The organism is Parageobacillus caldoxylosilyticus NBRC 107762, from assembly GCF_000632715.1.
GTDB classification, from domain to species: Bacteria; Bacillota; Bacilli; order Bacillales; family Anoxybacillaceae; genus Saccharococcus; species Saccharococcus caldoxylosilyticus.
Genome location: NZ_BAWO01000005.1, coordinates 130,294 through 149,145 on the forward strand (window position 1 = coordinate 130,294; position 18,852 = coordinate 149,145).

Here is an 18,852-nt window from a genome sequence, read left to right on the forward strand (position 1 = left end):
AATATTATTGTTGCCGCAATGAAACCGTTCTAAACGGCTACTCGATATTTTGCACTTGTTCTTTTATTTTTTCGAGCGCGCTTTTCATCTCGACGACTTGCGCGGCGATGCGGCTGTCATTCGCCTTTGCGCCAATCGTGTTTATTTCGCGGTTTAACTCTTGTACTAAAAAGTCAAGCTTCCGACCGATTGACTCGTCTGTTTGCAACGTTGCGGCAACTTGCTGAAGGTGGCTGCGAATCCGCTTCAGTTCCTCATTAATATCCGCTTTTTCCGCAAAAATCGCCACCTCCGTCAAAATGCGTGACTCATCGGCAGGAAGTGGAACAAGCTCATGGATCCGTTTCAACAACCGCTCGCGATAATGTTCAATCACATCCGGCGCCCATTTCTCAATCGCCTGCACCCCTTTTTCAATCTGAGAAAGCTGCGCCTTGATATCAGCAAGGAGCGCCTCGCCTTCCTGCTTACGCATAAGTGCAAGTTGCTCAGCAGCCTCTTTCACTGCGGCAAGCAAAAGCTGCTCCATTTCCTCATTGACGCTCTCTTCTTCCATAATTTCCGTTACGCCTTCAAGCTGAAACAAGTGAGCAAGCGTCACGCGGTCGTGCAGGGCAAATTGCTCATTCGCCCTTTGCAAGTTATGATAATAATCCTCCATTAATTCCCAATCAATATGTAGTTTCCGCTTGACCAAACCATCGCCTTCGATATTAACAAAAACTTCCACCTTTCCTCGTTTGACGTACGGCAAAATGGCTTTTTTTATTTTATCCTCAAAAGCCATCCATTGTCTAGGGATACGGATGGAAATTTCACGAAAGCGATGGTTTACCGACTTCATTTCCACTGTAATGGCAAGCTGTTCATTTTTTTTCGTGCTGCGTCCAAAACCTGTCATGCTATAAACCACATTATCACATCCATTTATGTGAGATGCCAAAAAGAAAAGGTCATAGAGTCACCCTCTATCACCTTGGATATTATACCATATCTCCTTTTTATTTTCTCGCCAAAAACGAACCAGAAAACAAAAATGTCGGAAGCGCTGCTAAACCAATAATGAGCAGCCAATCAAACAGAGCGATCGGCATCGTATGGAAAATTCCTTGCAGCGGCGGGTAGTAAATGACGACGAGCAACAATAATATGGATACAATAACCGCACCGAAGAGATATATATTTCCGAACGGGTTGCGGTCAAAAATGGAGCGCTCGCAGCGGCAGTCAAACACATGAATGAGCTGGGCCATCACTAACGTCGCAAACGCCACCGTCTGCGCATAAACAAGATCGTTTCCGCTTCGTTCGTACGCCGTCATAAATGCCGCCAGCGTCACCATCCCGATGACAAAGCCGCGGCTGATGATTTTCCAGCCAAGTCCGCGCGCGAATACTCCCTCTTTCGGATGGCGAGGCGGACGTTTCATTACGTTTTCTTCCGCGCGGTCAATTCCGAGCGCCATTGCCGGAAGCCCATCGGTCACAAGGTTCACCCATAAAATTTGGATCGGCACAAGCGGAAGCGGGAGAGCCAGCAGCATCGCAAACAACATGACTAAAATCTCACCGACATTTGATGCTAACAAATAGCGGATAAATTTGCGAATGTTTTCGTAAATATTTCTTCCTTCTTGAATCGCTGCTTGAATCGTTGCAAAGTTATCATCCAATAATACGAGCGCGGCTGCCTCTTTCGCCACATCCGTTCCCGACTGCCCCATCGCCACGCCGATGTCGGCCGCTTTAATGGCCGGCGCGTCGTTTACACCGTCTCCCGTCATCGCGACAATATGTCCCCGACGTTGCAATGCTTTCACAATCTTTAATTTATGCTCCGGCGAAACGCGGGCAAATACATAAACATCATCGACCACTTCTTCGAGTTCATCTACCGAAAGCCGCGACAACGTCGGACCGTCCATGACTTTTCCGTTCGGTGTCAGCACTCCGAGCTGCTTTGCGATCGCTTTAGCGGTAAGTACATGATCGCCTGTAATCATCACCGTTTTAATCCCCGCTTCCCTGCATTGCTGTACTGCTTTTTTCACTTCCGGCCGCGGCGGGTCGATCATTCCTTGAATTCCGATAAACACGAGATTTTTCTCCGCCTCTTTTTCTGAAGTGATTCGCTCATGAGCTTGAAGCGGGCGATAAGCGAGCGCAATCGTGCGGAGTGCTTGGCTTGCCATTTGTTGAATAACGTCTTGTATCGTTTTTCTCCACGCCACTGTCATCGTTTGCTCGCGTCCGTTCCACCAAATTTGCTTACTCACTTGCAACAATACGTCTGGAGCTCCTTTTGTCACAATAAATCGTCTTCCTGCTTTATCTTTCACAATAACCGTCATCATTTTCCGCTCGGAATCAAACGGAAATTCTTGTTCCACGATAAATTCGTTTTCGATGCGTTCTTTCGTCAATCCCGCCTTCATCGCAGCGACAAGCAAAGCGCCTTCGGTCGGATCGCCGTCGATGTAGCGCCGTCCCTCTTTTTCTTTCAGCTGTGAACCATTGCAAAGCACGCCAAACATCAGCAGCTGTTGCAATACCGCCTCTTTTTTGATGTCGATTGGACGCCCGTTTTCATAAAATTGCCCCGATGTCTCCAAACCGGCGCCGCTTATCGTCCACGTTTTTCCATTTGCCCAAATATGCGTGACGGTCATCATATTTTCCGTCATCGTTCCCGTTTTGTCGGAACAAATGACAGAAGCACAGCCTAACGTTTCCACCGCTGGAAGCTTGCGGACGATCGCATTTTTCTTGATCATCCGCTGCACGCCAAGCGCAAGCGCAATGGTCACAATCGCCGGCAGCCCTTCCGGAATCGCGGCGACCGCTAACGAAACACCGGCTAAAAACATTTCGTATAAACCGTGTCCTTGAATGACGCCAACCACAACGACAAGAACGGTAAGAAAGAGCGCAACGACAATTAAAATTTTCCCCAGCTGCTCCAGACGGCGCTGCAGCGGAGTCATCACTGTTTCCGCTTCTTGAAGCAGATTCGCGATTTGTCCCATTGCCGTTTTCATTCCCGTTGCAATCACAATGCCAATGCCGCTTCCTCTTGTTACAAGGGTGCCCATGAAAGCCATATTATGCAAATCACCGAGCGCAGCATTTTCATTCATAAGCGGAACCGCCGACTTTGCTGTCGGCACCGACTCGCCTGTCAGCGCTGATTCTTCGATTTCCAGCCCTTTTGCATCAATTAAGCGGACATCGGCGCCGATTCTGTCCCCGCTTGAAAACTTGATAATATCGCCGACAACAAGCTCCCGAGCCGGAATTTTCAACCATTCCCCGTCGCGCAATACCGTTGCCTGCGGTGCCGATAATTGCTTGAGCGCTTCAAGCGATTTCTCGGCGCGCCGCTCCTGGAAAAAGCCTAAAAGTCCATTCATGATGACGATAACGATAATGGCAATGGCATCGACATACTCCCCAAGCAATCCGGAAATGATCGTCGCCGCAAGAAGCACAAGCACCATAAAATCTTTAAACTGATTCAAAAACAATAATAACGCCGACTGTTTTTTGGCTTCTTTTAATTCGTTATATCCAAACCGCTTCAGACGCTTTTTCGCTTCTTCCATCGTTAAGCCCTTCGTAAGATTGGTGTTTGTTTCCTTCGCCACTTCATTTGTCGCAAGCGTATGCCACTGCATCGTCGCTTCTCCTCCCTCTTTGCTTTTCTATGAAAGCTTATTCAGACATGTCCGAAAAAATGATATGATATGTTATTGATGAAGCAACAAAACAAACAGAAAGGTGTTTTTTATGTCATTCGATGGAGTGTTTACCTATGCGGTTGTAAAAGAATTACAGGAAGCGCTCGTGGGAGGACGCATCACGAAAATCCACCAGCCGGCTGTCCATGAATTGGTCCTGCAAATCCGCTCGCACGGGCGAAATTATAAATTGTTGTTGTCCGCGCATCCAAGCTATGCGCGCGTTCATTTGACGAACGAAACGTATGACAATCCGGCGGAACCGCCGATGTTTTGCATGCTGTTGCGCAAACATTTGGAAGGAAGCATCATTGAAGCGATCCGCCAAGTTGATTTTGACCGGATTATCATCATGGAAACAAAAGGACGGAACGAAATTGGCGATATTCATACAAAACAATTAATGATTGAAATCATGGGGCGGCACAGCAACATCATCTTGGTTGACAAAGAAACGAACACGATTATCGACAGCATTAAACATCTCTCTCCTGCCGTCAACCGCTATCGTACCGTGCTTCCCGGCCATGAATATATCGCGCCGCCGTCGCATGGAAAAATCAACCCGCTCGAAGCGACCGAAGAAACGATCATAAAAAAAATCGATTTTCATGCCGGCAAACTAGCGGACCAGCTCGTCGCCACATTTTCCGGCATCTCGCCGCTGTTTGCGAAAGAAGCGGTATTTCGCGCCGGACTCGCGAACCGTGCAACATTGCCAAAAAGTTTTATCGCATTGATGGACGAAGTGCGCGCCCATCGCTTTGCGCCGGCGATGTACACGAATGGCGAAAAAGAATGGTTTTACGTGCTCCCGCTCACCCATCTGCAGGCGGAAGCGAAACCGTTCGCCGCACCAAGCGAACTGTTAGACCGCTTTTACTTCGGCAAAGCCGAGCGCGACCGCGTGAAACAGCAGGCACATGACCTTGAGCGGCTTATTGCAAACGAAAAAGCAAAAAACGAGAAAAAGCTGATCAAGCTTAAGCAAACATTAGAGGAAGCAAAACATGCGGAGCAATATCGGCTTTATGGGGAACTGCTAACCGCTAACCTGTACGCCGTCGAGCGGGGAATGAAAGAAATCGAAGTGATCAACTATTACGACGAAAACAGCGCGACCGTAACGATTCCGCTCGATCCGCAAAAATCGCCGTCGGAAAACGCGCAAAGTTATTTTCAAAAGTACCAAAAAGCGAAAAACTCGCTAAACATCGTCCAAGAACAAATTGAGCGCACGAACGAAGAAATCGCTTATTTCGATACGCTTCTCCAGCAGTTGGAAACCGCCGCTCCGAAAGATGTCGAGGAAATTCGCGAGGAGTTAATCGAACAAGGCTATTTGCGGGCGCGCGCCACCAAACAACCGAAAAAGCAAAAACAGCGGAAAATTGAGCTGGACCGCTACGTCGCGAGCGACGGCACGGAAATTCTGGTTGGGAAAAACAACAAGCAAAACGATTATTTAACGACAAAACTAGCGCATAAAGACGAGATTTGGCTGCACACGAAAGACATCCCCGGCTCGCACGTCGTTATTCGCAGCAAAAATCCGTCCGAGCAAACGATCATCGAAGCTGCCAACCTCGCCGCCTACTTCAGCAAAGCGCGCCAATCGAGCTCCGTTCCTGTCGATTACACGCGCATCCGCTATGTGAAAAAACCGAGCGGAGCCAAACCGGGCTTTGTCATTTACGAAAACCAGCAGACGGTTTACGTGACGCCGGATGAGGATTTGGTGATTCGAATGAAAAAGCAATAGCAACGCGAAATCCCTCCCGCTATAAAGTGCGGGAGGGCATTTTTTATGAACTTCCATTCCAGGAGTAAAGGAACGGAGCGGGATCATGAAAAAAGAGCGCATTCAGCGTGCGCTCTCCCTAACCACATCCATTTTATTTCCCCACTCTTCCGGGTTTTCCCGCCACTTGCGCAACGTTGCCAGATCTTGTCCGGTAACGAAACCTAACGCAACGGCGGTCTCGATCAGCGTGTCATAATCGGTCAACGTATAGATCGAAACGTTTTCTTCCGCAAACGCTTGTTTTGCTTTTTCCAGTCCGTACGTAAAGATAGCGACGACACCAAACACATTGCAGCCCGCTTCTTTTAGGGAGCGAACAGCCTTTAATGAGCTGCCCCCGGTAGAAATCAAATCTTCGACAACCACAACCTTTTGTCCTTTTTCCACTTTTCCTTCAATCTGCTTTCCTTTTCCGTGGCCTTTGGCTTGGCTGCGCACGTAGCACATTGGCAAGTTAAGACGCTCGCTCACCCAAGCAGCATGCGGAATTCCTGCCGTTGCCGTTCCGGCGATCACTTCGGCATCTGGAAAATGGGTGTGAATGAGTGCAGCGAGCCCGTCAGCAATTGCGCTTCGTACGTGCGGATACGCGAGTGTCAGCCGGTTGTCACAGTAAATCGGTGATTTCAACCCAGACGACCAGGTGAACGGTTCATTTGGCTCTAGCGATACCGCACCGATTTCGAGTAAATGTGTGGCGATTTCTTTTTTCATTCCTTCTCTTCTCCCTTCCACTCCTGTTGCAAACGCTTGTAAGCCGCAACTGAATTTTCTGCGCGGGTAATGCTTCGGCCAACCACGATAAAGCTTGCGCCAAGCTTTCTTGCTTCATATGGGGTGACGACGCGGACTTGGTCATTTTTCTCGTCATCGGCAAAACGAATCCCTGGGGTAACGGTCAAAAAGGCTTCTCCGCAATGCTTGCGAATAAGCGGCACTTCTTTTGCCGAGCAGACGACGCCGTCAAGGCCGCTTTTTTTCGCCAGCGACGCATAATGGAGCACCGTTTCTTCCAACGGCCGGTCGATCCAAAGTTCGTTATGCAGCATTTGCTCGCTTGTGCTTGTCAGCTGCGTGACCGCAATGCAATATGGACGGCGCGCTCCGTTTGGCGTTCCCGCTTCCAGTCCCTCCAGCGCCGCTTCCATCATTCGCGTTCCGCCGGCGGCATGGACGTTGACTAAATCAACCCCTAAGCGGGCTAGTCCTTGCATGGCGCGCTTGACCGTATTCGGAATGTCATGCAGCTTTAAATCAAGGAAAATGCGGTGTCCTTGCTCTTTTAAGTAATGGATGATCGCAGGACCTTCTTGATAGTATAATTCCATGCCGACCTTTAGAAATAACGATTTATTCGGAAACGATTGTAAAAACGTTTTTGCCTCCTCTAATGTCGGAAAATCAAGCGCCACAATAAACGGATCGTTCACCTTTTTTCCAGCTCCTTCCTGTGCATTCGGAAATATGGCCGATTCCCAGCTCATCCAGCAAAGTCGGCAGCTTATCGATGATGTTCGGGCAAACGAACGGATCGATAAAATTGGCCGTTCCGACCGCGACGGCGCTGGCGCCGGCATAGAAAAATTCAATGACATCTTCGGCCGATTGAATGCCGCCCATGCCGATAATCGGGATCGAAACAGCTTGGCTGACTTCGTAAATCATGCGAATTGCAATCGGCTTAATCGCTGGTCCCGATAAACCTCCGGTTCGGTTCGCTAAAATCGGCTTGGCGGTTTTCACATCGATGCGCATGCCAAGAAGCGTATTAATCATCGTCAACCCATCCGCGCCCGCCGCTTCGATCGCTTTCGCCATCTCGACAATGTTGGCGACGTTTGGCGAGAGCTTGACATAGACAGGTACTTCGGACACTTCTTTGACAAGCATCGTGAGTTCAGCAGCAATTTCCGGAACGGTGCCAAACGCAATCCCGCCTTTTTTAACATTCGGGCAGGAAATATTGAGCTCGAGCGCGCAAACGTTTGGCGCTTTGGAAATATGTTTGGCAACCTCTACATATTCCTCCATCGTCGAGCCGGCAATGTTCGCAATAATCGGCACGTCAAACTGCTCAAGCCACGGCAGCTCTTCTTCCATTACTTTTTCCAAGCCGGGGTTTTGCAGGCCGATCGCATTCAACATCCCGCTTGGCGTCTCCGCTACCCTTGGCGTTGGGTTGCCAAAGCGAGGTTTTTTTGTTGTCGCTTTGATCATAATCGCGCCAAGCTTGCTTAAATCATAAAATTGTGCGTATTCGCGGCCAAATCCGAAACAGCCTGACGCTGGCATCACCGGATTTTTCAGTGAAAGCCCCGGCAGTTCAACCGCCAAACGGTTCATAATACCACCTCCCCAGCTTTAAATACAGGACCGTCGCTGCATACTTTTTTATACGCCGTTTCACTGTCAGGGACGCGGCAGACGCAGGCAAAACACGCACCAATGCCGCATCCCATCCGCTCTTCCAGCGAAAGATATACTTCTTTGTGCGGAAACGCTTGTTCAAGCGCCTTTAACATCGGTTTTGGCCCGCACGCGTACAGCACGTCAAATGAAATGCCTCGCTGATCGATCACATCGGTGACAAACCCTTTCATTCCGTACGAACCATCCACCGTCGCCACATATGTTTCGCCAAACATAGAAAATTCCTGTTCGTAAAAGACGGCGTCTTTTGTTTGGAATCCGAGCACATTCGTGACGATAACTCCTTTTTCGACAAGCTGTTTCGCTAATTCGTAAAGCGGAGGGACGCCGATGCCCCCGCCGACAAGGAGCGCACGCTGTCCTTTCTCTACAGCGTCAAGCGGAAATCCGTTTCCCAGCGGACCGAGCACATCGACTGTTTCCCCCGGCCGTTTTTCCGAAAGCAAGGTGGTGCCAATTCCTACTTTCCGGTAAATGAGTGTACATTCGCTCGCGTCTTGATCGATGCGGCAAAGGCTAAGCGGGCGGCGCAACAGCGGGGCCGTCTGCGAAGTTACTTTCACATGGACAAATTGGCCTGGTGCATTCATTTCCTCGACTAAATGGCCGCTTAACGTTATCTCGTAAATGTTTTTCGCAATCTGTTCGTGACGGACAACCGTCATGTGTTCACGTTTCATCACGCATGCACCAGCCCTTGCGTCATCGCCGTTGTCGAAAATGTCATCGATTCGATGACTTGCAGCATCGCCCGCGCCGTATCGAGCGAAGTTAAACATGGAATGCCGTTTTCGACCGCTTCGCGGCGGATGCGGAAGCCGTCGCTTTCCGGCTGCTTTCCTTTCGTCAGCGTGTTGATGACGACTTGCGCTTTCCCTTGGCGAATGACATCTAAAATGTTTGGTGATGCCAAATGGATTTTATTGACGACGGTTACCGGAATGTCCGCCGCTTTTAACGCTTCTGCCGTGCCGTTTGTCGCCAGCAGCTGATAGCCAATTTGATGGAAACGTCTTGCAAGTTCCACCGCTTCTTCTTTATCTTTATCTGCAACAGTCAATAAGACAGCACCGTATGGACGAATATGGATTCCCGAAGCGACTAGCCCTTTATATAACGCTTTTTCAAAGGTGACGTCTTTGCCGATCACTTCGCCGGTTGATTTCATTTCCGGGCCGAGCGAAATATCAACGTTGCGCAGTTTGGCAAACGAGAAAACCGGCGCTTTCACGTATACGCCTTCGCTTTCTTGTTTCAAGCCCGTTTCATAGCCAAGTTCCGCGAGCTTCGCTCCTAAAATGACTTTCGTGGCGATGTTGGCCATCGGCACGCCGGTAATTTTGCTTAAAAACGGCACCGTGCGGCTTGAACGCGGATTGACTTCAAGAACATATACCTCTCCTTGGTACATGACAAACTGAATGTTTAACAGTCCGACAATGCGCAGTCCCCGTGCCAATTTGATCGTGTAATCGACGATTTTTTGCTTGATGTCTTTCATTAGCGTTTGCGGTGGATAAACGGCAATCGAGTCGCCCGAGTGAACGCCGGCCCGTTCGATATGTTCCATAATTCCCGGGACCAACACCGTTTCTCCGTCAGAAATCGCGTCCACTTCGATTTCTTTTCCGATTAAGTAGCGGTCGATGAGCACCGGGTGTTGCGGGTTGACCCTGACGGCGTTCTCCATGTAATGCAATAGTTCCTCTTCTTGATAGACGATTTCCATTGCGCGGCCGCCAAGCACGTACGATGGACGGACGAGCACCGGATAGCCGATTTCTTCAGCAATCCGCACCGCCTCTTCAACGGAAAAGGCCGTTTTCCCTTCCGGCTTTGGAATCCCTAGCTCTGATAACGTTTGTTCAAATTTGTCACGGTCTTCGGCACGGTCTAAATCCTCCAGCGACGTTCCTAAAATGCGGACGCCGCGCGCCGCTAATTCCGCCGCTAGGTTGATCGCCGTCTGGCCGCCGAATTGAACGATGACTCCAACTGGCTTTTCTAGGTCAATGACATGCATGACATCTTCAATCGTAAGCGGCTCAAAATACAACTTGTCGGAGGTGCTGAAATCTGTCGACACCGTTTCCGGGTTGTTGTTAATAATAATCGCTTCATAGCCCGCTTCTTTAATCGCCCAGACGGAATGAACGGTTGCATAATCGAATTCAATGCCTTGTCCGATGCGAATCGGTCCAGAGCCCAGCACCACGACGCTTTCGCGGGTGGTGACGATCGATTCGTTTTCATCTTCGTATGTGCTATAGTAATACGGTGTTTCTGATTCAAATTCCGCCGCGCACGTATCCACCATTTTATATACAGGAAGGATTCCTGCTTGTTTGCGCATCTCATACACGCCGCGCTCGCTGATGTTCCAAAGCTTGGCGATGGCTACATCGGAAAAGCCCATTTCTTTTGCTTTCCGCAGCACTTCGACATCGCCTGCATGGTCACGGACGACCGTTTCGTAACGGACGATGTTGTCGATTTTTGTTAAGAAAAAGCGGTCGATTTGGCTCCATTCGTGAATTTGCCCGACAGTAAAGCCGCGGCGCAGCGCTTCGGCGATATAGAAGAGACGTTCGTCTCCCGCTTTGCGAATCCGCTTTTCCATTACTTCATCCGGGATGTTTTCCGCATCCTTGAGTTCAAGATGGTAAACGCCCGTTTCTAAAGAACGCACCGCTTTTAACAGCGATTCCTCAAACGTCCGTCCGATCGCCATTACTTCGCCTGTCGCTTTCATTTGCGTGCCAAGATGACGATTCGCCGATTCAAATTTATCGAACGGAAAGCGTGGAATTTTCGTCACGACATAATCGAGCGCCGGTTCAAAGCAAGCGTACGTTTTACCCGTAACCGGGTTGATAATTTCATCTAACGTTAAGCCGACGGCAATTTTGGCAGCGAGCTTGGCAATCGGGTAGCCGGTCGCTTTCGATGCGAGCGCCGATGAACGGCTGACGCGCGGATTCACTTCAATGACGTAATAATGGAAGCTATGCGGGTCCAGTGCCAGCTGCACGTTGCAGCCTCCTTCGATGCCAAGGGCGCGAATAATGCGGAGCGATGCGTTGCGCAGCAATTGATATTCGCGGTCGCTTAACGTCTGGCTTGGGGCGACGACAATCGAATCGCCCGTATGGATGCCGACCGGATCGATATTTTCCATGTTGCAGACGACGATCGCGTTATCGTTTGCGTCGCGCATCACTTCATACTCGATTTCTTTATAGCCGGCGATGCTTTTTTCTAACAAACATTGATGCACCGGGCTTAGTTTTAATCCAGTCGAAACGATATCGATCAATTCTTCCTCATTCGCGCAGATGCCGCCGCCGGTGCCGCCGAGCGTAAACGCCGGGCGGACAATGACGGGATAGCCAACTTTTTCAACAAAAGCGTACGCTTCTTCTAAACTATGAATAATTTCGCTTTCTGGAACCGGTTCGCCGAGTTTGTTCATAAGCGCGCGGAATTGTTCGCGGTCTTCCGCTTTTTCAATCGCATCGAGTTTTGTTCCCAATATTTCGACACCGCATTCTGCAAGCACTCCCGCTTTGGCAAGCTCGACTGCTAAGTTCAATCCCGTCTGTCCGCCAAGCGTCGGCAAAATCGCGTCCGGGCGTTCTTTGCGAATAATGCGGGATACAAACTCAAACGTAAGCGGCTCCATATACACTTTGTCGGCAATTTCCGTATCGGTCATGATTGTGGCCGGATTGGAATTGACTAAAATGACTTTATACCCTTCTTCCTTTAGCGCAAGGCACGCCTGCGTTCCCGCATAATCAAACTCCGCTGCCTGGCCGATGACAATCGGTCCGGAACCGATCACTAAAATCGTTTTAATGTCTTGGCGTTTAGGCATGGACGATTTCCCCTTTCTTTTTAAACTCGCGAATCATCACGATAAACTCATCAAATAACGAATTGGAGTCCTCAGGACCAGGTGATGCTTCCGGATGATACTGCACCGTAAACGCCGGATAATCAAGATGGCGCAATCCTTCAATCGTGCCGTCGTTTAAAGCGATGTGCGTTACTTCTAATCTTGTGTGCGGCAATGATTCTTTTTTTACGGTATAGCCGTGGTTTTGCGAAGTGATCGCCACTTTTCCCGTCGCCAAATGCTTCACTGGATGGTTCGAACCGCGATGGCCGAATTTCATTTTTTCCGTGTCGGCTCCGCAGGCGAGCGCGAACAGCTGATGGCCGAGGCAGATGCCGAAAATCGGCACTTTTCCAAGAATTCCTCGAATCATTTCAATCGCTTCCGGCACATCTTTTGGATCGCCAGGACCGTTTGAGAGCATCACCCCATCTGGATGCAAACAAAGGACTTGTTCCGCGGTTGCGTTGTATGGCAGGACGATGACGTCGCAATTCCGTTTGTTCAGCTCGCGCAAAATGCCGTGTTTCATGCCGAAGTCAACGAGAACGACGCGGTAGCCCCGTCCTGGGCTCGGATACGCGCTTTTCGTTGAGACGCGTTTGACCTGGTCGCGCGGCAGTGCCGTTGTTTTCAAGTATTCGACAATCTCTTGCACGCTGACATCCAAGTCGCAAATCATCCCTTTCAACGTCCCGTACTGGCGGATGATGCGCGTCAATTTACGCGTATCAATCCCTGCTAAACCAGGAATCTTTTTTTCTTTTAAATATTCGTCAAGCGTCATCTCGTTGCGCCAGTTCGACGGCACATTACATACTTCCTTGACGATCAGCCCGTGAATATGCGGTTCAATCGATTCAAAATCATCGCGGTTAATGCCGTAGTTGCCGATGAGCGGATAAGTCATCGTCACGATTTGCCCGCAATACGAAGGATCGGTTAAAATTTCCTGATACCCGGTCATTCCCGTATTAAACACTACTTCGCCGATCGTTTTTTCCGTACTGCCGAACGCCTCCCCGATAAAGAACGAACCGTCTTCCAATACAAGCTGTCGTTTCATTTACTCTCTCCCTTTCCGCCAAACTAGTTTTCCGCCGACAAACGTCATCACCGGCCAGCCTTTGCACGTCCAGCCGGCAAACGGCGTATTTTTTCCTTTCGATGCAAACGTTTGTGGATCAATCGTTTCTTCGGCCTCTAAATCGATTACTGTAATATCCGCCCGCTCGCCGACCGCAAGTTTTCCAAGCGGCAGGCCGAAACATCCAGCCGGCTTCACCGTCAGCAAATCGATGAGCTGTTTTAGCGTCAACATATTCGTTTCGACCAAATGGGTGTAAAGAAGCGGAAACGCTGTTTCCAAGCCGACAATGCCAAATGGGGCAGCGTTGATTCCTTTTTGTTTTTCCGCTTCCGTATGCGGTGCGTGGTCGGTGGCGATAAAATCGATCGTTCCATCAAGCAATCCCTCGATTAACGCCGCGCGGTCTTCTTTGCTGCGCAGCGGCGGATTCATCTTATAATTTGCGTCAGGACCTGGAATATCTTCATCGCATAAAAGAAGATGGTGCGGCGTTACTTCCGCGGTGACGCGAATGCCCGCCCGCTTCGCATCGCGGACGATGCGCACCGATTCTTTTGTGCTGATGTGGCACACATGGTAGTGACAGCCTGTTGCTTCCGCCAACAGCACATCGCGCGCGATATGTACCGACTCGCACACGGACGGAATGCCGTTAAGTTTGTAGCGGCGCGCGAATTCGCCATCATGAACAATCCCGTGATTGATTAACGTATTATCTTCGCAATGGGCGACAATCGCCATATCGAGCATAGCGGCGCGCTTCATCGCTTCATACATCATGCCGGCCGACTGCACGCCGACGCCGTCGTCGGTAAAGGCGAACGCACCTGCTTCTTTTAATGCGGCGAAATCAGTCAGTTCTTCACCTTGCTGACGCACAGTAATCGCAGCATATGGAAGCACATTGACATAAGCCGTTTCACGGATCCGTTCGCAAAGCCATTCCATTTGTTCTTTCGTATCGGGCACCGGATTGGTGTTTGGCATTGCCGCCACCGTCGTAAAACCGCCTTTCGCCGCCGCCAGCGTTCCGGTTGCAATCGTTTCTTTCGCTTCGCCGCCTGGTTCGCGCAAATGAACATGCAAATCGATCAATCCTGCAGAAATGAGCTTGCCTTGTACATCGATGACTTCATCCGTTGCTTCGCTCTGTATCTCACGGCCCATCGCGGCAATGACGCCGTTTTCGATTTTCAGCTCGATCCGCTCGAGTACACCATCGTTATTGAACAACATGCCATTTTTTAATATAATCGCCATTTTTCATTCTCCCTTCTATTGCTCGTTTTAGCACCGCCATCCGTACATAAACGCCGTTTTCCATTTGCTTAAAAATGCGGGAACGTTCCGATTCCACAAGACTGCTTTCGATTTCAACATCGCGATTGACCGGCGCGGGGTGGAGAATCACGCTCGTACGTTTCATGCGTTTAGCCCGCTCTACCGTCAGTCCGTACCGTTTGTGATACTGTTCTTTCGTCAGCCCCATTTTTTCCGCGTGACGTTCATGCTGAATGCGCAGCAGCATGACAACATCCGCCGCTTCCACCGCCTTATCGATATCGACGTACATTCCGTATGGATTTGCCTCGTCTTTCCATGCTTCTGGGCTTGAAAACAGCACTTTTGCCCCCAATCTTGTCAGCACTTCTGCGTTCGAGCGGGCGACGCGGCTGTGGCGGATATCACCAATAATGGCCACCGTTAACCCGGAAAACGTGCCAAACTCTTGCCGTATAGTAAGCAAATCTAAGAGCGATTGCGTCGGATGATGCCCGCAGCCGTCCCCGGCGTTAATGATTGGGATGCGAATTGAATGGCGGAGAGATTCGAAATACGCGTCTTCCCAATGGCGAATGACAACGGCGTTCACTCCGATGGACTCAAGCGTGCGAATCGTGTCGTACAGCGTTTCCCCTTTTTGCACGCTCGACATATCCGCATCAAACGGGATGACGTGAAGCCCTAGTTTCCGCTCCGCCATTTCAAAGCTGCATTTTGTCCGTGTGCTTGGTTCGAAAAACAAGTTGGCGACAAACATTGGTTCAGATGGACGCCAAAAATAGCCGTTTCTAAATTGCTCCGCATCCTCTAATAATCGCGTAATTTCCGTGACGGACAGTTCGGATAATGTAAACAAATGCGTCATGGTTTTCGCTCCTTTGCTTGATTTTTCATAAAAAAACACCCTGCCTAGAGACAGGGTGTTACACCGTTCGCAAAAAGGGCTCAGAAAACAGCCGTCGGCTTTCCAAACAACGGCCTACCCTTTTTCCTTTTCGTCGTAACACCCTTTTAAGTCTCTCTGGACTTAATTAAAAGGTGTCATTATGCAACATGATCATTGTTTTTCTCCGTTTCCACTTCAAACATGTTTTCTTGTGCTTCCGGGCGTCCTGGCAAAATAAGGTTTAAGATGACACCGCAAATCGCCGCCAGCGCCATTCCTTGAATTTGAAACCCATCAGTTATTTTTAAGACGGCTCCGCCGATTCCAATGACCAAGATAACAGAAGAGATGACTAAGTTGCGTTTATCCCCGAAATCGATGCGGCTATCGACAAGCATGCGCAAACCGGAGGAGGCGATAATTCCGAACAACAAGATCGACACGCCGCCCATGACCGGAGTCGGGATTGAACTGATCAGCGCAGTGACTTTGCCGACAAAGCCGAAGATAATTGCAATCACCGCCGCTCCGGCGAGCACGTAGACGCTGTATACGCGCGTGATCGCCAGCACTCCGATGTTTTCGCCGTACGTTGTTTTCGGCGGACCGCCGAGCAGCGCGGAAATCATCGTCGCCGTTCCGTCTCCTAAAATCGAGCGATGCAATCCCGGTTTTTGAATAAGATCGCGCCCGACGACTTTACTTAAGACAAGCTGGTGTCCGATATGTTCCGATAGCGTCACGACCGCCACCGGCACCATCAGCATGACAATATCCCATGTGATGTGAACTGGATAATCGATAAATGGCAGGAGGAAATCCGGCATTTCAAACCATTTTGCTTGCGCGACTTTCGCCAAGTCGACCACCCCGACGATAAGGGCATATATATAGCCAACGATAATTCCGACTAATACCGGAACTAGGCTGAGCATGCCGCGCAAAAACACGGAGCAGACGATCGTTGCCGCCAGCGTGACAAGCGCGACCGAAAAGTAAGTGAAGCTGTATTTGCCGTCAGGATTGTTCATTGCCATGCCCACTGCCGTGTTGGCCAGCCCGAGGCCGATCACGATGATCACCGGCCCGACGACAATCGGCGGCAACAGCTTCATAATCCAACGGTAGCCTGCTTTTTTAATGATGAGCGCAACGATGCCGTACACGAGTCCGGCTAGAAAGCTGCCGATCATTGCTTCTCCCGCTCCGCCTGCCGTTTTCGCCGCGATAATCGGCGCGATAAAGGCGAAGGAAGAGCCGAGATACGCAGGGACTTGCCATTTCGTAATGATCAGGAAGGCAAGTGTCCCAAGCCCGCTCGTAATAAGGGCGATCGACGGGCTTAAGCCGACTAAATAAGGCACTAAAATCGTCGCCCCAAACATCGCGAATAAATGCTGCAAACTAAGCGTAAGCCATTGCATGGCCGATGGCCGATCTTGAATATCCAATACCGGTTTGTTCATCATTTGCAAACTCCTTTCTCGTTTTGCATAAAAAACCCTCTTTGCCCTTGAGGGTGCAAAGAGGGTACAGAGATAGTCTTCGCCTATTCTGTCCCTTTTGCAGCCTCGCGGGACTGCGCTTAAAAGGGATGACATTTATTTTTCATGAATGCTCACTTGGTCCAACTCATCAACTTCCGTTAGCTCAACGACAATCAGTTCCGAACTCGAAGTCGGCACGTTTTTGCCGACGAAATCAGCGCGAATCGGCAGTTCACGATGGCCGCGGTCCACCAACACCGCAAGCTGAATTCGTGCAGGACGTCCGAGGTCCATCACCGCATCCATCGCCGCGCGCACCGTTCGTCCTGTAAACAGCACATCATCGACTAAGATAACTTTTTTATCGGTCACCTCAAACGGTACATTCGTTCCTTTCACCAGCGGCTCGTGATCCGCTGTTTTGACCGTTAAATCATCGCGATACAAGGTGATATCCAATTCGCCGACTGGAATGGAGCTGCCCTCAATTTGCTCAATCCGTTCTGCCAGCCGTCTCGCTAAATAGATGCCGCGCGTTTTAATGCCGATCAGCACACAATCGTCAATCCCTTTGTTGCGTTCGATAATTTCATGAGCAATGCGCGTCAGTGCGCGGCGGATCGCCTGTTCATCCATCACGACAGCCTTTTGCACGTCGATTCACCTCCACAAAAAAATCCTCCCGCCTGAGAAGCGAGAGGAACCGTTCGTACACGCATAACAAGGACATGCCACGATTTTTATTTCCTTCATCCGACCCCTTCTCAGCCTCACAGGACTGAATTTAAAGGTTCTTATTCACCTGAGTTCATTGTATGTGTTCGCGCTGAAGTTGTCAATCATTTTTTCGCAGCCATTGTAAAATTGCTTCAAATTCGGGTGGAAGCGGCGCCTCAAATTCCAAATATTCACCAGTGCGCGGATGAGTAAATCCGAGCACGCCGGCATGCAGCGCCTGCCCGTCGATCGGCAGCGTCTTTTTCGGTCCGTATTGCGGGTCGCCAGCAAGCGGATAGCCGATATATTTCATATGGACGCGAATTTGGTGCGTTCTGCCTGTTTCCAGCTGGCATTCGATAAACGTATAGTGTCGAAAGCGTTCGAGCACACGAAAATGAGTGACTGCTTCTTTTCCGTTTTCTTCGGTGACCGTCATTTTTTTACGGTCCCGTTTATCGCGGCCGATCGGCGCGTCGATCGTACCATAGTCGTGCGGAATGACGCCATGGACAATCGCCTTATATTTGCGCGTCACTGTTTTTTTCACGAGCTGGTCAACAAGCGACTGATGCGCAACGTCATTTTTCGCCACCATCAACAAACCGGATGTATCTTTATCAATACGATGGACAATGCCTGGGCGAAGCACGCCGTTAATGCCGGACAAATCGGTGCAATGGGCAAGCAAAGCATTGACGAGCGTGCCGCGCATATGCCCGGGAGCCGGATGGACGACCATGCCGCGCGGTTTATTCACCACCAGCACATCCGCGTCCTCATAATAAATATCAAGCGGAATCGGTTCCGGCTCGACATGAAGCGGCTCCGGCTCCGGCAGACGGATGACGACCACATCCCCTGCTTCGCATTTATAATTGGCTTTCACAGACCGATCATTGACGGTGACAAGCCCGTTTTTGATCCACTGCTGTACTTTCGAACGCGACCATTCTTCATTTAACGCGGCAATGACCTTGTCAATGCGTTCGTTGTCGTATTCTTCGTCAATGTGAAACTGTACGACTTCCATTTACTGATTCTCCTTTTCTGATGTCGCAAAGAAAAACATTTTGATAAAAAGAAGAGCAACGCCAATCGTCAGCGCTGAATCGGCAATATTAAATACGGGAAAGCTATATGTACCAATATACGCATGGATAAAATCGACCACTTCCTTGCGGAAAAGACGGTCAATAAAATTGCCGATCGCCCCGCCGAGCATCAAGCCAAGGGCAACGCCAAACAATCTTTCTCCGCGCGGCAAGCGTTGGATATACACAATGAGTCCGATGACAACAATAACGGTGATCAAATAAAACAGCCAAAACTGTCCTTGCAAAATTCCCCACGCTGCGCCTCGGTTGCGATGGGACGTAATGTAAAGCACGTTCGGAATAATGGGGATGCTTTCCCCAAGCCTCATATACTTTACTACAAGCCATTTTGTCCATTGATCGATGGCGACGACTGCCAGTGCAATGATATAGTATATCACCATATTACCTGGTTACTAAAA

At 49.9% G+C, this 18,852-nt stretch carries 15 protein-coding genes; 1 reads left to right on the forward strand and 14 read right to left on the reverse strand.

Annotation, left to right across the window (positions count from 1 at the left end; translation table 11 throughout):
- Positions 1–37: 37 nt before the first annotated feature.
- Positions 38–913, reverse strand: a complete 876-nt coding sequence (locus tag GCA01S_RS03160) for a YicC/YloC family endoribonuclease (protein ID WP_026078632.1) — start codon at positions 911–913, stop codon at positions 38–40.
- 88 nt (positions 914–1,001) lie between these two features.
- Positions 1,002–3,674: a calcium-translocating P-type ATPase, SERCA-type gene (locus GCA01S_RS03165; RefSeq protein ID WP_042407151.1), complete on the reverse strand. Its 2,673-nt coding sequence runs from the start codon at positions 3,672–3,674 to the stop codon at positions 1,002–1,004.
- A 112-nt stretch (positions 3,675–3,786) separates the two neighbouring features.
- Between GCA01S_RS03165 and GCA01S_RS03170 the strand changes: the two genes are divergently transcribed.
- Positions 3,787–5,499 (forward strand): Rqc2 family fibronectin-binding protein, encoded by a 1,713-nt coding sequence (locus tag GCA01S_RS03170; RefSeq protein ID WP_042407153.1) that lies wholly within the window; start codon positions 3,787–3,789, stop codon positions 5,497–5,499.
- A gap of 102 nt (positions 5,500–5,601) precedes the next feature.
- On the opposite strand, the gene pyrE is transcribed toward GCA01S_RS03170, so the two are convergent.
- The 12 genes from pyrE to lspA form a co-directional block, all read right to left on the reverse strand.
- The gene (pyrE, locus tag GCA01S_RS03175) at positions 5,602–6,255 is read right to left on the reverse strand and encodes an orotate phosphoribosyltransferase (RefSeq protein WP_042407156.1); all 654 of its coding nucleotides are present in this window, start codon (positions 6,253–6,255) and stop codon (positions 5,602–5,604) included.
- The gene (pyrF, locus tag GCA01S_RS03180; RefSeq protein ID WP_042407159.1) at positions 6,252–6,971 is read right to left on the reverse strand and encodes an orotidine-5'-phosphate decarboxylase; all 720 of its coding nucleotides are present in this window, start codon (positions 6,969–6,971) and stop codon (positions 6,252–6,254) included. Before pyrF ends, pyrE begins: the two co-directional genes overlap by 4 nt.
- Complete coding sequence (locus GCA01S_RS03185; protein WP_042407162.1) at positions 6,943–7,884, reverse strand: dihydroorotate dehydrogenase; 942 nt, start codon at positions 7,882–7,884, stop codon at positions 6,943–6,945. Before GCA01S_RS03185 ends, pyrF begins: the two co-directional genes overlap by 29 nt.
- Positions 7,881–8,654 carry a dihydroorotate dehydrogenase electron transfer subunit gene (locus GCA01S_RS03190; protein ID WP_042407165.1) on the reverse strand — a complete coding sequence of 258 codons (774 nt, stop codon included), beginning with the start codon at positions 8,652–8,654 and terminating at the stop codon, positions 7,881–7,883. Before GCA01S_RS03190 ends, GCA01S_RS03185 begins: the two co-directional genes overlap by 4 nt.
- Entirely contained in the window at positions 8,651–11,848 is a 3,198-nt protein-coding gene (gene carB / locus GCA01S_RS03195) for a carbamoyl-phosphate synthase large subunit (RefSeq protein ID WP_042407172.1), read from the reverse strand. Before carB ends, GCA01S_RS03190 begins: the two co-directional genes overlap by 4 nt.
- Complete coding sequence (locus tag GCA01S_RS03200; RefSeq protein WP_042407175.1) at positions 11,841–12,935, reverse strand: carbamoyl phosphate synthase small subunit; 1,095 nt, start codon at positions 12,933–12,935, stop codon at positions 11,841–11,843. Before GCA01S_RS03200 ends, carB begins: the two co-directional genes overlap by 8 nt.
- The gene (locus GCA01S_RS03205; RefSeq protein ID WP_042407177.1) at positions 12,936–14,219 is read right to left on the reverse strand and encodes a dihydroorotase; all 1,284 of its coding nucleotides are present in this window, start codon (positions 14,217–14,219) and stop codon (positions 12,936–12,938) included. It abuts the gene before it with no gap.
- Complete coding sequence (locus GCA01S_RS03210) at positions 14,182–15,108, reverse strand: aspartate carbamoyltransferase catalytic subunit (protein ID WP_017437152.1); 927 nt, start codon at positions 15,106–15,108, stop codon at positions 14,182–14,184. The genes GCA01S_RS03205 and GCA01S_RS03210 overlap by 38 nt, the downstream gene beginning before the upstream one ends.
- Before the next feature lie 179 nt (positions 15,109–15,287).
- Complete coding sequence (locus tag GCA01S_RS03215; protein ID WP_026078634.1) at positions 15,288–16,595, reverse strand: solute carrier family 23 protein; 1,308 nt, start codon at positions 16,593–16,595, stop codon at positions 15,288–15,290.
- 135 nt (positions 16,596–16,730) lie between these two features.
- Positions 16,731–17,270 carry a bifunctional pyr operon transcriptional regulator/uracil phosphoribosyltransferase PyrR gene (gene pyrR, locus GCA01S_RS03220; protein WP_017437154.1) on the reverse strand — a complete coding sequence of 180 codons (540 nt, stop codon included), beginning with the start codon at positions 17,268–17,270 and terminating at the stop codon, positions 16,731–16,733.
- A 181-nt stretch (positions 17,271–17,451) separates the two neighbouring features.
- The gene (locus tag GCA01S_RS03225; RefSeq protein ID WP_042407178.1) at positions 17,452–18,366 is read right to left on the reverse strand and encodes an RluA family pseudouridine synthase; all 915 of its coding nucleotides are present in this window, start codon (positions 18,364–18,366) and stop codon (positions 17,452–17,454) included.
- Entirely contained in the window at positions 18,367–18,834 is a 468-nt protein-coding gene (lspA, locus tag GCA01S_RS03230; RefSeq protein ID WP_174407470.1) for a signal peptidase II, read from the reverse strand.
- Positions 18,835–18,852 lie beyond the last annotated feature (18 nt).